The 14096-nt window shown below is 66.9% G+C and carries 13 protein-coding genes; 4 read left to right on the top strand and 9 right to left on the bottom strand.

What is annotated here, in order from left to right:
- Positions 1-15: 15 nt before the first annotated feature.
- Positions 16-1878 carry an alpha/beta hydrolase family protein gene (locus PQ455_RS07170; RefSeq protein ID WP_273690474.1) on the bottom strand — a complete coding sequence of 621 codons (1863 nt, stop codon included), beginning with the start codon at positions 1876-1878 and terminating at the stop codon, positions 16-18.
- 306 nt (positions 1879-2184) lie between these two features.
- Here PQ455_RS07170 and PQ455_RS07165 point away from each other — a divergent pair, with 306 nt between their 5' ends.
- The 4 genes from PQ455_RS07165 (at position 2185) to PQ455_RS07150 (ending at position 6321) form a co-directional block, all read left to right on the top strand.
- A complete protein-coding gene (locus tag PQ455_RS07165; RefSeq protein ID WP_273690473.1) occupies positions 2185-3813 on the top strand; it encodes a M28 family metallopeptidase in 1629 nt (542 codons plus the stop codon).
- Positions 3810-4799: an agmatine deiminase family protein gene (locus PQ455_RS07160; RefSeq protein ID WP_273690471.1), complete on the top strand. Its 990-nt coding sequence runs from the start codon at positions 3810-3812 to the stop codon at positions 4797-4799. Before PQ455_RS07165 ends, PQ455_RS07160 begins: the two co-directional genes overlap by 4 nt.
- Positions 4800-4984: 185 nt before the next feature.
- Entirely contained in the window at positions 4985-5830 is an 846-nt protein-coding gene (gene aguB, locus PQ455_RS07155; RefSeq protein WP_273690470.1) for an N-carbamoylputrescine amidase, read from the top strand.
- A gap of 20 nt (positions 5831-5850) precedes the next feature.
- Complete coding sequence (locus PQ455_RS07150) at positions 5851-6321, top strand: GNAT family N-acetyltransferase (protein WP_273690468.1); 471 nt, start codon at positions 5851-5853, stop codon at positions 6319-6321.
- Positions 6322-6325: 4 nt separating this feature from the next.
- On the opposite strand, the gene PQ455_RS07145 is transcribed toward PQ455_RS07150, so the two are convergent.
- From PQ455_RS07145 to yajC, 8 genes are all read right to left on the bottom strand, one after another.
- The gene (locus tag PQ455_RS07145) at positions 6326-7507 is read right to left on the bottom strand and encodes a BaiN/RdsA family NAD(P)/FAD-dependent oxidoreductase (protein WP_273690467.1); all 1182 of its coding nucleotides are present in this window, start codon (positions 7505-7507) and stop codon (positions 6326-6328) included.
- Between the two features lie 36 nt (positions 7508-7543).
- Positions 7544-7873, bottom strand: coding sequence for a YnfA family protein (locus PQ455_RS07140; RefSeq protein WP_273690465.1), 330 nt, complete (start codon positions 7871-7873; stop codon positions 7544-7546).
- 73 nt (positions 7874-7946) lie between these two features.
- The gene (locus PQ455_RS07135; RefSeq protein WP_273690463.1) at positions 7947-8747 is read right to left on the bottom strand and encodes an outer membrane protein assembly factor BamD; all 801 of its coding nucleotides are present in this window, start codon (positions 8745-8747) and stop codon (positions 7947-7949) included.
- Between the two features lie 86 nt (positions 8748-8833).
- Positions 8834-10411 (bottom strand): tetratricopeptide repeat protein, encoded by a 1578-nt coding sequence (locus tag PQ455_RS07130; protein WP_273690462.1) that lies wholly within the window; start codon positions 10409-10411, stop codon positions 8834-8836.
- A gap of 130 nt (positions 10412-10541) precedes the next feature.
- A complete protein-coding gene (locus tag PQ455_RS07125) occupies positions 10542-10925 on the bottom strand; it encodes an MTH938/NDUFAF3 family protein (RefSeq protein WP_273690461.1) in 384 nt (127 codons plus the stop codon).
- Positions 10925-11899 (bottom strand): protein translocase subunit SecF, encoded by a 975-nt coding sequence (secF, locus tag PQ455_RS07120; RefSeq protein ID WP_273690459.1) that lies wholly within the window; start codon positions 11897-11899, stop codon positions 10925-10927. Before secF ends, PQ455_RS07125 begins: the two co-directional genes overlap by 1 nt.
- A gap of 14 nt (positions 11900-11913) precedes the next feature.
- Positions 11914-13509 carry a protein translocase subunit SecD gene (secD, locus tag PQ455_RS07115; protein ID WP_273690457.1) on the bottom strand — a complete coding sequence of 532 codons (1596 nt, stop codon included), beginning with the start codon at positions 13507-13509 and terminating at the stop codon, positions 11914-11916.
- Positions 13510-13530: 21 nt separating this feature from the next.
- The gene (gene yajC, locus PQ455_RS07110; protein ID WP_273690455.1) at positions 13531-13872 is read right to left on the bottom strand and encodes a preprotein translocase subunit YajC; all 342 of its coding nucleotides are present in this window, start codon (positions 13870-13872) and stop codon (positions 13531-13533) included.
- Between the last annotated feature and the right edge of the window lie 224 nt (positions 13873-14096).

The raw sequence follows: 14096 nt of genomic DNA, 5'->3' as shown, positions 1-14096 counted from the left end.
GTTCTCGTTGTGCGGTCAAAGCCCCAGCGACTTGCGAAGGAACTCATCCGATCGGGTCAACAAATCGGTGCGGATCGCACTGTCGTCGAGATAATGGTCCAGTTCGCGATAGACGATCAGCGACGTGGATTTGCCCGCCGCCTTGAGCGCCTGGTTCATGGCTCTCGCCTGATTGATATCGACATTCAGATCCTTGTCGCCATGGAACATCAGCACCGGCGCCTTGAAGGCGTCGGCGTGCCGCGCCGGCGACGCCTCCTGCGCCAGCGCGCCCGAGCCGAGGAAGCGGGCGACCAGCGCACTGTTGGTATATTGGTCGGCGGTGGTCTTCATCAGATCGAGATCGGTGACCGGAGCCACCGACACCACAGCCTTGAACAGATCCGGGTCCAGCACGTTCGACTGGAGCGCCGCATAGCCGCCGTAGGACCAGCCGACGATCGCCAGCTTGCCCGCTTCGACGCCCTGCGACAGCAGCCAGCGCCCACCGTCGTTCACGTCACCGATCGCCTTGCGCCAGCCCCGGAAGCCATTGCCGACCATCCAATTGTCGCCATAACCGGTCGATCCTCGGAACTGCGGCTGCAACACCGCGAAACCGCGCTGGGCGAAAAACTGCGAGAACCAGCCCACGTCGCCAAAGCCCCATTCATCACGCGAGCCCGGCCCACCGTGTGGCATGACGATCGCGGGCAGGCCCTTCATGCTGGTCTTGCCCGGCGGCAGGGTGAGGTAGGCCGGGATACTCGTGCCGTCGGCCGCCTTGAAGCTGACCGACTGCATTGGCGCCAGGGAGAGACCACGCAGTTCGGGCCGGACAGGCATCAACTCGGCCAGTTGGCGCGTGGTTCGGTCGTAGAGATAGTAGCGGCCCGGATCGATGTCGCTGCCGGCATGGAGGATCAGTTTCTTCTCGTCGGCGCTGGCGCTCACGAAATCGATCAGCGGCAGGTTAGGGATTGCCTTGGCGAGCCCGGCCTGAAGCCGTTTGTAATCGGGATCGAAATAAATGACCTCGCGCTTGTCGGTTACGAAGGTCACGCCGATCACACGCCCGCCGCGCCCGATGGTGACGATATTGTCGACATCGACCGCCGGATCGGCATGGACCAGTTCCGCCGCCAGCGATCCGTCCAGCTTGACCCGATAGAGCGCATCGCGACCGTCCAGCTTCTGGAGCGCATAGGCGACGTCGAGACTGGGATCGACGGCGAGCGGCACCATGCCCGGCTTACCGTCGCTGATCTCACTGAACGCCTTCCAGGTGTCGGAGGCGGCGGTGCGATATTGGACGACGGTGATGCCATCCAGCTTGCCGCCCGAATTGCGCCGCTCGATCCAGCGGATCCGCACCTTGCCCAGCCCGTCGCTGATATAGCCGGCGACGCTCGCCAGCGGCGCCTCGACCTGCGTGATCTTGAGCGTGCGCGTATCCTGCCGCACGACGCCCATCCCTTCGCGGCCGCGATCGATCAGATAGCCGGTCTGCTGCTGCGCCACCACGTTGCGGGTCGTCAGCACGGTATCGTCATCGCCGCGCAGCCAGTCGATCACATTGCCATCGAACTGGTTGAGCCCCAGCGTCTCGCCGGCCATCGTCCGCTGGCTGAGCGATTTCACGTTGGCGCCATCGGCGTCGAGCGCCACAAGACGGCTGAGTGGAACGAGCATTCCGGCTACGCGATCGACCGCGTCACTGCGGCACACCAGCCGGTTGATGCCCGACCAGCCGCAGCTCCGCAGCACGAACGGATTGCCGTCCATCCGCATGACCGGCTTCTCGCTGCCGTCGGCAAGGTTGCCGATCACCAAAGCCGTGCTCGGCCCGGCACCCGGCGCGATATAGGCGATGCGTGTCCCATCCGCCGAAATCTTCATGGCGCTGACGCTTGGCCGCGCACCGAACAACGCCGCAATCTTCGCCGCGTCGCCATCCGCAGCCAGTGCGCCGGTCGATGCAAGGCACGTCAAAACAACAGAAATTACGGAACGCATGATCCCCCCGGATTTTATGCCTCGTGCCGTTTCAAGCCCACGGAACCGATCGGATCAACCGGATAGCGCGGGATAACACCGAAACGGTGCAATCTGCCGGAGAGCTCCTCGCGCGCCTGCCCCGCCATTGCTCCCCGCCCCGCACTGGGCCAAGAGGCGTCAGCTTCTTCCTTGAAGGGATATCAGCCCATGACGCGCGCCCTCCTCGCCGCTGCCGCCGCCTCGCTCCTCGCCGGAACCACGCTGGCGGCGCCCGCCATTTCGGTCGAGACGCTCAGGACCGTCACACAGACGTTATCGTCCGATGCCTATGAGGGCCGCGCACCGACCACGCCGGGCGAGGAGAAGACGGTGGCCTATATCGCCGATCGCTTCGCCAAGGCGGGGCTCAAGCCGGGCGCCAGGGGCGGCTGGTTCCAGCCGGTGCCGCTGGTCGAGACCACCGTGGACCCCAAGGTGACGATGAAGATCGCGGGCGGCGCGACCCCGCTGGAATTCGCCTACAAGACCGACATGGTGCTCAGCACCCGCCAGGTGACGCCGCGCATCGACATCGCCGGTTCGGACGTCGTGTTCGTCGGCTACGGCATCAACGCCCCCGAGAAGGGCTGGAACGATTATGCCGGGCTCGATGTGAAGGGCAAGACGGTGATCGTCCTCATCAACGATCCCGACTGGAAGACGATGAGCCTCGATGGCCCGTTCGGCGGCCGGGCGATGACCTATTACGGCCGCTGGACCTACAAGTACGAGGAAGCCGCGCGGCAGGGCGCCGCCGCCGTGCTGATCGTCCACGATACCGAGCCGGCGGCCTATCCGTTCGGCGTGGTCGTCTCCTCCTGGTCGGGGCCGCAGCTGGAGATCGACGCCAAGGACAATCACATGGGTGAATCCAAGGCGATCGGCTGGATCACCAACGATGCCGCCCATCGCCTGTTCGCCGCCGCCGGCAAGGATTACGACCAGCTCGTCACCGCTGCCGCACAGAAAGGCTTCAAGGCCGTGCCGCTGGGGCTGAAGGCCAGCACCGGCTTCGACGTGAAGGTGCGGCGCCAAGCGTCGAGGAATGTGGTCGGCATCCTGCCCGGCAAGACCGCGCCGGGCGACTATGTCCTCTACACCGCGCATTGGGACCATCTCGGCCGTTGCGAGCCGGTCGAGGGGGACGGCATCTGCAACGGCGCGCTCGACAATGCCTCGGGCGTGGCGGGTCTGATCGCCATCGCGGAGGCCGCCGCCAAGGAGGGGCCGGCCGCGCGCAGCCAGGTCTTCGTCGCGGTCACCGCCGAGGAATCCGGGCTGCTGGGATCGGCTTATTATGCCGAGAACCCGCTCTATCCGCTGAAGAACACCGTCGGCGGGGTGAATATGGACGGGCTCAACGTCAACGGCGTGTCGCGCGACGTGACCGTCGTGGGCCTCGGCAAGTCCGAGCTGGACGACATGGTCGCCCGCGCCGCCAAGGCGCAGGGCCGCACCATCAGCCGCGAGAGCACGCCCGAGAAGGGCAGCTATTACCGCTCCGATCACTTCAGCTTCGCCAAGCTCGGCGTGCCGATGCTCGATGCCAAGGCGGGCGTCGATCTGGTCGAAGGCGGGCCGGAGCGCGGCAAGGCGCTCGCAGCCGATTACACCGCCAAGCGTTATCATGGCCCCAAGGATGAATATGATCCCAGGTGGGACTGGTCCGGCGCGGTGCAGGATCTGGAGCTGTATTACGCGGTCGGCCACGAACTGGCGGACGGCAAGGCCTGGCCCAACTGGTTCCCTAAGGACGAATTCCGCGCGATCCGCGACAAGAGCAGGATGACCAAGTGACGCTTACCCCTCCCCCCGAATGGGCGCCGCACGACGCGGTCTGGATCGGCTTCCCGAGCCACCCCGAATTGTGGGAGGAGGATCTGGCGCCCGCCCGCGCCGAGGTCGTCGCCTTCGCCAAGGCGGTGCGGCAGGATGGCGCCGGCGAGCGGGTGATCCTCGTCGCCGCCGACGATGCTTCGCGCGATGCGGCGCTGGGGCTGACGGACGGCGGCATCGAGGTGATCGTCGAGCCCTTCGGCGACATCTGGCTGCGCGACACCGGGCCGATCGTCACCGGCGACGGCGGCACCGCCTGCTTCCGCTTCAACTGGTGGGGCGACAAATATCGGCTGGCGGGCGACGAGACCTTGGCCGGCCGCCTCGCCCATTCGGCGGGCTATAATGCGGTGCGCCACGATTGGGTGCTGGAAGGCGGCGCGATCGACGGCGACGGCACGGGGCTGGTTGTCACGACCGAGCAATGCCTGCTCAACCCCAATCGCAACCCCGACCTCAGCCATGCCGACATTGAGGCGCATCTGGCGAACGACCTCGGCCTGCCGCGCGTGCTGTGGCTGGGCGAGGGCCTCGCCAACGATCACACCGACGGCCATGTCGACAATCTCGCCCGCTTCGTCGGCCCCAACCGCCTCGCCATCCCCGTGCCGGCGGGCGACGACGATCCCAATTCCGCCATCTATGCCGAAGCCGCCGAACGCGCGCGGGCGGCGGGGATCGAGGTCGTCCCCATCCCCTCCCCCGGCCTGATCGAGGACGATCAGGGCGAAGGGCCGGAGGCGATCCCGGCGAGCTACATGAACTTCTACATCGGCAACGCCGCCGTGGTCGTGCCCGTCTATGGCGCCGCCAACGACGAGGCGGCGGTCGCGGCGATCCAGGCGCTCTTCCCCGATCGCAAGGCGGTGGGCCTGCGCGCCGACCATATCCTGACCGGCGGGGGCAGCTTCCACTGCATCAGCCAGCAGATGCCGATCATTGCATAATTAGCTTCCGACCCAAGATATCCGTCCATCCCGAGCGCAGTCGAGGGACCCGAAGCATCGAGTGCAGCCAAGACGCGGTGCCCCGCAACACGGACCTCGGCTTCGCTCGGCCCTGCGCGTCCCTCGGCTTCGCTCGGGATGGACGGCTTGTGGAATGAACGGACGGACGTAAGGAACCGAGGACCATGACCGAGATCACCGTCGCCGCGCTCCAGCTGGCCTTCACCGACGATATCGACACCAATATCGCCGCCGTCACCGATCTGGTGCGCGAGGCGGCGGGCAAGGGCGCGCAGGTGATCCTGCCGCCCGAGCTGTTCGAAGGCCCCTATTTCTGCCGGGTCGAGGACGAGGGCCTGTTCGCCACCGCCCGGCCGGTCGGCAGCCACAAGGCGGTGCTGGCGATGCGGAAGCTCGCCGCCGAGCTTCAAGTGCATATCCCGACCAGCTTCTTCGAGGCGGACGGGCCGCACCATTACAACAGCCTCGCCATGATCGGGCCGGACGGCAAGGTCGCCGGTGTCTATCGCAAGAGCCACATCCCCGACGGCCCCGGCTATGAGGAGAAATTCTACTTCCGCCCCGGCAACACCGGCTTCAAGGTGTGGGACGGCCCCGTGCCGCTCGGCGTTGGCGTATGCTGGGATCAATGGTATCCCGAAACGGCCCGCGCGATGATGCTGATGGGCGCTGAGGTGCTGTTCTACCCCACCGCCATCGGCACCGAGCCGCACGACCCGACGCTCGATACGTCGCGGCTGTGGCGCCGGGCGATGATCGGCCATGCCGTGTCCAACGTCGTGCCCGTCGTCGCCGCCAACCGCATCGGCACCGAACATGGCCAGCGTTTCTATGGCCACAGCTTCATCTGCGACGAGCGCGGCGACCTGCTGGCGGAATTCGGCGCGGAGGAGACCGGCGTGCTGGTCGCCACGCTCGATATCGACGTGGTCAAGCGCCACCGCGCCGCCTTCGGCTTCTTCCGCGATCGCCGCCCCGATCTCTACGGGCGGCTGGCGCAGGACATTTGAGCGGGCGCCACTGGCGGCCGATGACGGACGGCGACCTCGACGCGGTCGTCGCCGTCGCCGCCACCGCCTTCCCCGATCATCCCGAAAGCCGCGCCTGCTTCGCCGAGCGGCTGGCGCTGAGCCCCACGACCTGCCTGGCGCTGGCGGATGATGAGAAACCTGCGCGGGGGTATCTGATCGCCTACCCTTGGCCGTTCGGCGAAATCCCGCCGCTCGATACGCTGATCGGCGCCCTCCCGGCCGGCTGCGACACCCTCTACCTCCACGACCTCGCGCTGGCGCCCGAAGCCATCGGCCACGGCCTGACCCGGCCGGCGATCGATACCCTGATGGCCCGCGCGACCGGCCATGCGCGGATCGCGCTGGTCTCGGTCAACGGTTCGGTGCCCTTCTGGCAGCGCCACGGCTTCGCGGTGGTCGAAAGCCCGGACCTGACCACCAAGCTCCGAAGCTACGGCCCTGACGCCCGATACATGGTCCGTCAGCTGTAGACCCTTACAGCGCCTGCCCGGCCGCCCAGCCGCTCGCCCAGGCCCACTGGAAATTATAGCCCCCCAGCCACCCCGTCACGTCCACCGCCTCGCCGATCGCATACAGCCCCGGCACCCGCCGCGCCTCCATCGTCTGCGACGACAGATCGGCCGTCGAAATCCCGCCGATCGTCACCTCCGCCTTGGCGAAACCCTCGGTGCCGTTGGGGTGGAAGCGCCAGCCGGCCAGCGTTCGCTCGGCCTCCTCCAGCTTGCGGTCGGTCTGCGCGGCCAGTTCGCCTTCCAGCCCCAGCCGCTCCGCCAGCGTCTCTGCCAGCCGCTCGGGCAGCGCCTCGCCCAGCACCCGCCGCACCGTCCCGCGGGGCTTGGCTCGCTTGGCCTCGCGCAGCCACCCCGCCGCACGATCCGGCAGGAAATCGATCGCGACCGGCTCGCCGTGCCGCCAGTAGGAACTGATTTGGAGGATCGCCGGCCCGGAAAGCCCGCGATGGGTGAACAGCGCCGCCTCGCGAAAGCCGGTCTTGCTCGCCTTGGCCACCACTTCGGCCGACACACCCGAAAGCTCCCGGAACAGGATCTCGTTGCCGCCCAGCGTCAACGGCACCAGCGCCGGGCGCGGCTCGACCACCTTCAGCCCGAAGCGCCGCGCCAGATCGTAGGCGAAGCCCGTCGCGCCCATCTTGGGGATTGAAGGCCCGCCCGTCGCGATCACCAGCGCCGCCGCCCGCACCACCTGATCGCCGACCGCCACCCGATACAGGCCGTCGCCATGCTCCACCGCGCCGACCGGGCGGCCCAGCGCCAGCTCCACCCCGCCCTTCGCGCATTCCTCCAGCAGCATCGCCACGATCTGCTTCGCCGATCCGTCGCAGAACAATTGCCCCAGCGTCTTTTCGTGCCAGGCGATGCCATAAGCCTCGACCAGATCGAGGAAATCCTGTGGCCGGTATCGCCCCAGCGCCGACTTGGCGAAATGCGGATTGGCCGAAAGATAGCGGTCGGGCGCGGTGTGGATGTTGGTGAAGTTGCATCGCCCACCGCCGGAAATGAGGATCTTCTTCCCCGCCTGATCGGTATGATCGACCAGCAGCACCCGCCGCCCGCCCTGCCCGGCGACTGCCGCGCACATCAGCCCGGCCGCCCCCGCGCCGAGGATGATCGCGTCATAGGAAGGGGCTTCGCTCATCGCGCCGGCCTTAGCGGCTGCCCGCCAAACGACAACCTATCCGCCGCGTGGCCCCCACAGGATGATCGCTGCGCCCACCAGGCAGACGAGCGCGCCGATCACGTCCCATCGATCGGGTGCGATCCCCTCCACCGCCCACAGCCACGCCAGCGCGCAGGCGATGTAGAGGCCACCATAAGCCGCATAAGCGCGCCCCGCCGCGTCGCTTTCCACGAAGGTGAGGAGATAGGCGAAGCAGGCGAGCGACAGCAGGCCGGGCGCCAGCCACCCGATCGACCGCCCCATCCGCGCCCATGCCCAGAAAGCGAAGCACCCGCCGATCTCCGCGAGCGCCGCGACGATATAGAGGATGGGGGTCAGCGCCATGCGAGCACCCCGTGCGGCGGAACGGAAGAGGGCGGCGCGGCGGCGACAGGATCAGGCCCCGTCGCCATCCGCATCACACCTTGGCGTCGGGCAGGCGCGGCGTCTTCTTCTGCATCAGGGCGAACGCCTTCTGATACCAGTCCGAACCCGGATAGTTGCTGCCCAGCACCGCCGCCGATTTCTGCGCTTCCTCGGGCATGCCGAGCGCCAGATAGCTTTCGGTCAGGCGCATCAGCGCCTCGGGCACGTGCGTGGTGGTGTCGTAATCCTCGGTCACCTTGCGGAAGCGGATCACCGCCGCGATCCAGTCGCGCCGCCGCTCGTAGAAGCGGCCGATCTCCATCTCCTTGCCGGCCAGATGATCGCGAATCAGATCGATCTTCACCCGCGCGTCGGCGGCATAGCGGCTCTGCGGATAGCGGCGGATCAGTTCGCCCATGGCGTCCATCGCCTGCTGGGTGATCTTCTGGTCGCGCGTGACGTCGACGATCTGCTCGTAATAATCGACCGCGATCAGATAGAGCGCATAAGGCGCGTCACGGTTGCCGGGGTGGATCGACAGGAAGCGCTGCGCCGACGAGATCGATTCGGGATACTGCCGGCCCATGTAGAAGGAGAAAGCCGCCATCAGTTGCGCGCGCCGCGCCCATTCCGAATAGGGATGCTGCCGCTCGACTTCCTCGAACAGCGCGCCCGCGTCGCGATACTGCCGCCGATCGAGCCGATCGCGCGCGGCATTGTAGAGCGTGTTCACATCGCGCGCGACATAGCGCGTGTCCCCCTTCTTCTTGCCCGACCCACCGGCACAACCGGCAAGGGGAGCAAGCAGGGCGACGGCGACGAGAAGGGCGGCGGGGCGGAACAGGCTACGCATAGGAGAGCGGTCTTAGCGGAGGAAATGGCGCGGGAGAAGCGGGAAGAACGGACGTGTCATCGGGTTGGCGATCGCGGTGCGGCCGCTCATTCCGACTTCGGCGTGGCAGGTTGATCCAGACCATAAGGGCTGCCCTCCACCAGCTTGCGGACGCCGGCCTCATCGCCCGCGTCGATCAAGGCAATGAGTTTGGACGGGATGCTTTCGGCCGAAGCATGCGGATCGAACGCCAACGGCTCCAGCACAACCCGCGCATCGGCTAGCCGGCCGGCGGTGAGATAATGGCGCGCGAGCAAGGCGCGCGCCTCGCTGATCTGCGGTGCAGTCGCCACGACATGCTCGAGCCCGTCGAGCGCGCTCGGCGGCGGCGCTTTCCGCTGAAGAATATAGCTATTGTAGAAGAACAGCAGCGGCACGGCGTCATCCGGGTTGAGCCGATTGGCCTTGATCAGCCATTTGCGCGCCGCCGACCAGCGGGCTTCATCGGTACTGGCATCGATGGTCGCGCCGCGGAGCATCGCTCGCCCCTTATAGAGCATGGCATCCCGATTGGCGGGATCGACGGCCAGCGCTCGATCCGCCGCCGCCTCCGTGGCTGCCGCATCGCCCGCGTCATATTCCGCCTCGGCCAGCGCCACCTGCGCTCCTATGTCCGCCGGGAACGGCGCCGCCGCCTTGCGGGCAAGCGCCACCACCTCCTGCGCCATCACAGCGTCCACGCCGCGGTCGGATCGCATGCGGACGGGCATCATCGCCGCCTCGCCGGACGTGAGCGGGCGGACGTGAATGTCGCCGATCGGCAACGCCTTGGCGTCGATTCGCACATAGGTGAGCGTCCGGCGGCTGATATAGCGGTTCAGTTCGCGTTCGAGCGCGTCGAGATCGCCGAACGCCGTCTGCGCGGCATCGAGGCTCGATTTGCCCTTCTGCATCTCGGAAATGTAGTGGTTTAGTTGACCGGATCGTCCTGGCTCGAAGGACAGATAATGGGTCAGCAGCCATCCGCGACCGTAGATGAGGTCGCGCTGCTCCGGGCTAAGGCGCTTCTTGCCCGGGGACAGCAACGTGCGGATCGGCAGCGACGCCTGCCCCGACTTGAGCGAATACAGCCGATGGGTCGCCACGCGCCCGAGCCCGATCGCGCCATTCTTGTCATAGTCGGCCGCGCCATTGAACTCGGCATAGCCCTCGACCAGCCATTCGGGAAACACGCCCTGAAAATTGCTGAACATGAAGTGATGGGTATATTCGTGGAACAGCACGGTCTGGGCGTCTAGATCGAACATGCCATCGGCCGACTGGCGAGACGTGAATGCGGTCGATCCCTCAACATGGTTACCGTAAAAACCGGCAACGTCGGCGCAGCGGCTTATCGGACCTTTTCTGCCGCCCGCGCACAGGCGCTGCACAGCTAACCGATCCGCCACGACATAAATGGTGACGCGATTGGCCCTCGTAACCGGATCGTCCGGCAGGCCGCGCAGGTAACGCATGGCCTTGTCAAACCGCTCCAGCCGGGTCGCGAAGGCGCGGACCGACTCCTCCTTACCCTCCGAGTAGATCACAAAATGATCGGACTTCGCCTCGAACCATTCGGCTCGCGCAGAAGTCGCGCACAACAGCGCCGACGCGATCGCGACAAGCCGCCAACCTCTTGTTTTCACGCAAATCCCCCCGGATTGATGTCGTGATGCTGCGACAAGGTTGGGCGGATTGCAAGCGGATGCCGGTTCGGTTCGTTCAGGGACTCGCCGGTGGCTCCTATCGTCCTTCAGGTCCAGGCGCCGGCAGAGTTCAAACCAGCGGCAGCAACGCCGCGCCGATCCAGCGCCCCTCGCCGCGCAGCAGGCCCCACGCGCGGGCGGCGGCGCGGCTGTCCATGATTTCCAGGCCGATGCCCTGCGCCTCGATCGCGGCGGTGAAGGCGGGCGACGGGCGGCGCAGGGCGCTGCCCGTGCCGAGCAGGATGAACTCCGGCAGCGGATCGAGCGCCAGCAGCGGGCCGAGATCGCCCGGCGCCAGCGTGTCGAGCGCACCGGGCGCCCAGCCGATCGCCGTATCCGGCGTCAGCAATAGACCGGCCTCATACACCGTATCGCGCACCTTGAAGCCGCCGCCGGCGGTGAAGCCGGTGACGACCGGGCCGTTGGGCGCCTCGTCGCGCTCGTAGCGCGGCATCAGTTCTTGGGGCCGACCCGTTCGGCGCCCGACATCTTGCCCGGCGCCTTCTTGGCGGTCTTGTCCATCGCCTGAGGCTTCAGGCCGAGCGAGATCAAGAGCGAGGACGAGACGTAGATCGACGAATAGGTGCCGACGACGATGCCCAACATCATGGCGGAAGTGAAGCCGCGCAGCACGTGACCGCCCCAGATCAGCAGCGCCGCCAGCGCCAGCATCACCGTGACCGACGTCATGACGGTGCGCGGCAGCGTCTCGTTGACCGAGAGATCGATCAGGCCGCGCATGTCCATCTGGCGATATTTGCGCATATTCTCGCGGATGCGATCGTCGATCACCATCTTGTCGTTGATCGAATAGCCCACGATCGTCAGCACGGCGGCGACGATGTTGAGGTCGAACTCGAGCTGGGTGATCGCGAAGAAACCGAGCGTCATCAGCACGTCGTGCATGATCGCGACGAAGGTGGAGACGCCGAATTGCCATTCGTAGCGCAGCCACGAGAAAATCGCGATGCCGATCACCGCCAGCATCACCGCCAGCACGCCGGTCTGGATCAGCTCGCCCGAGACCTTGCCCGAGACGGTGTCGTAGCGCGGGAAGGTGACGCCGGGGTTTTCGGCGGCGATGGCGGTCTGCACCTTCTTCACCACCGCATTGGTGGCGCCCTCGTCGTTGCTGGCGGGCAGCGGCAGGCGGATCGAGACGGTGTTGGGGTCGCCGAACTGCTGGAGCGAACCTTCGCCCACGCCCAGCCGATCGACCGTTCCGCGCACCTTGTCCAGCTCGGCCGGCTTCGGGAACTTGGCCTCGATCATCAGGCCGCCGACGAAATCGACGCCCATGTTGAGGCCCTTCACCCCCACCGCCGCGCAGGCGAGGACGGTGAGCAGCGCCGTCAGCCCGAACGCCCAGTGGCGCAGCCGCACGAAGCCGATGTTGGTGTTGTCGGGGACGAGTTTCAGGAGGCGCATATGCGTGCGTCCGATCAGATATGGATTTCGCTGGGCCGGTTACGGCGCAGCCAGATCGCGACCATCATGCGGGTGAACACGACGGCGGTGAACACCGATGTCGCGATGCCGAGCAGCAGCACGACCGCGAAGCCCTTCACCGGGCCGGAGCCCAGCACCAGCATGATGAGGCCGGCGATGGCGTGGGTGACGTTTGCCTCGAAGATGGTGCGGCTGGCTTCCTTGTAGCCCAGCTCCACCGCCTGCGCGACGCCCCTGCCCCGCCGCCGCTCCTCGCGGATGCGTTCGTTGATGAGCACGTTGGCGTCGACCGCCGTACCGATCGTCAGCACGAAGCCGGCGATGCCCGGCAGGGTCAGCGTCGCGTTGAGCAGCGCCATCACCCCCAGGATCACGAAGATGTTGATGGTGACGGCGAGGTCCGAATAGAAGCCGAAGCGGCCGTAGGTGAGCAGCATGAACACCATGACGGCGACGGCGGCGATGATCGAGGCGATCGCGCCCGCGCGGATCGAATCGGCGCCCAGCTGCGGCCCGACGGTGCGCTCCTCGATCACCTTCAGCGCGACCGGCAGCTTGCCCGAACGCAGCGCGATGGCCAGTTCGTTGGCGCTGGCGACGGTGAAGCTGCCCGAGATGCGCGCGCTGCCGCCGAGGATCGGCTCGTTGATGTTCGGCGCCGAGATCACGCTGTTGTCGAGGATGATCGCGAACGGCTTGCCCGCATTCTCCTGCGTCACGCGCGCGAAGCGGCGGCCGCCTTCGGAATTGAAGGTGATGATGACGACCGGCTCGTTGGTCTGCTGGTCGTAGCCCTGCTTGGCGTCGGTCAGTTGATCGCCGTTGATGATCGCGCGCCGCTGAACGGCGATGACGCCGCCCGTACCCGTCGGATAGGGCAGCACCTGGCTGCCGGCGGGCGCGCGGCCCTGCGCGACCTCGGCGGGATCGGCGGTGACGTCGACCAGCTTGAATTCGAGCTTGGCGGTCTTGCCGAGCAAGGCCTTGAGCGCGGCGGGATCCTGAAGACCCGGCACCTGCACCACGATGCGCTCGGCACCCTGGCGGATGATCGTCGGCTCGCGCGTGCCGAGTTCGTCGATGCGCTTGCGAACGACTTCGGTGGCGACTTCCATCGCCGAATTGACCGCGTTGGCGAGGCCGGATTCCGTCGGGGTCACGACGATGCGGGTGCTGTCCACGACCGCGACGTTCCAGTCGCGATCGCCTGTCACGCCGACCGGCTGGGTGAGCGTGCGCAGCCGCTCGACCGCGCCGTCGACCTGCGCGGGCTGGCGGACGAAGAAGCTGAGACGGCCGTTCTGGGTCGAGATGTCGCCGATGGCGATGCGCGGGTTGCCCCGGTTAAGCTCGGTACGGACCTGCTCTTCCATCAGCGCGATGCGCTGGCGGGCGACGTCGGCGGTGTCCGCCTCGAGCAGCAGATGGCTACCGCCCGACAGATCGAGGCCGAGGTTGATCCGCGGCATCCCGCCCAGCCCGATCCGGGCGGCGGTGGATTCGGGCATCAGGCTGGGGATCGCCAGCAGCACGCCGAGCGCGAGCGACAGGCAGATCGTCCAGATCTTCCAGCGGGGGAAATCGAGCATCGTGACCTAACCGCCCGTCTGTCAGTCGTTGGCGGGCTTGGACGAGGCGAGCGGACGCACCTCGCTGATCGTCGCCTTCACGACGCGGACCTTCACGCCATTGGCGATCTCGACCTCGGCCTCGGTCTCGTCGACCTTCACGACCTTGCCGATCAGGCCGCCCCCGGTAACGACGGTATCGCCCTTGCGCACGGCGTCGATCGCGGCGCGATGCTGCTTCATCCGCTGCTGCTGCGGGCGAAAGAGCAGGAGGTACATGATCGCGAAGATCGCGACGAGCGGCAGGAACTGGAGGAACATGGCGGCGCCGCCACCGGAGGCTGCGCCACCGGCGGCCTGGGCATATGCAGGGGTTGCGAACATTGGGGTCAGACGCTTCCGAAAGAGGGCGCGCGCAAAGGCGCTGCCGGATGGCGCGTGCGCCTATCAGATGTGCGAGGGGTGGGCAACGGTCCACCACCCCCGTGCTCCGGCGAAGGCCGGAGCCCAGGGTTATCGAAGCGCGGCGTTTGGGGCTCCGGGCTCCGGCCGTCGCCGGAGCACAACCGGGCCATCAAATCCCCCGCTTGCATCCGCCGAAACTTCCC

Origin of the sequence: Sphingomonas naphthae, assembly GCF_028607085.1 — a bacterium.
Classification (GTDB): Bacteria; Pseudomonadota; Alphaproteobacteria; order Sphingomonadales; family Sphingomonadaceae; genus Sphingomonas_Q; species Sphingomonas_Q naphthae.
Note: the sequence above shows the minus strand (reverse complement) of the source record. Positions and strands in the feature narration are given on the sequence as shown.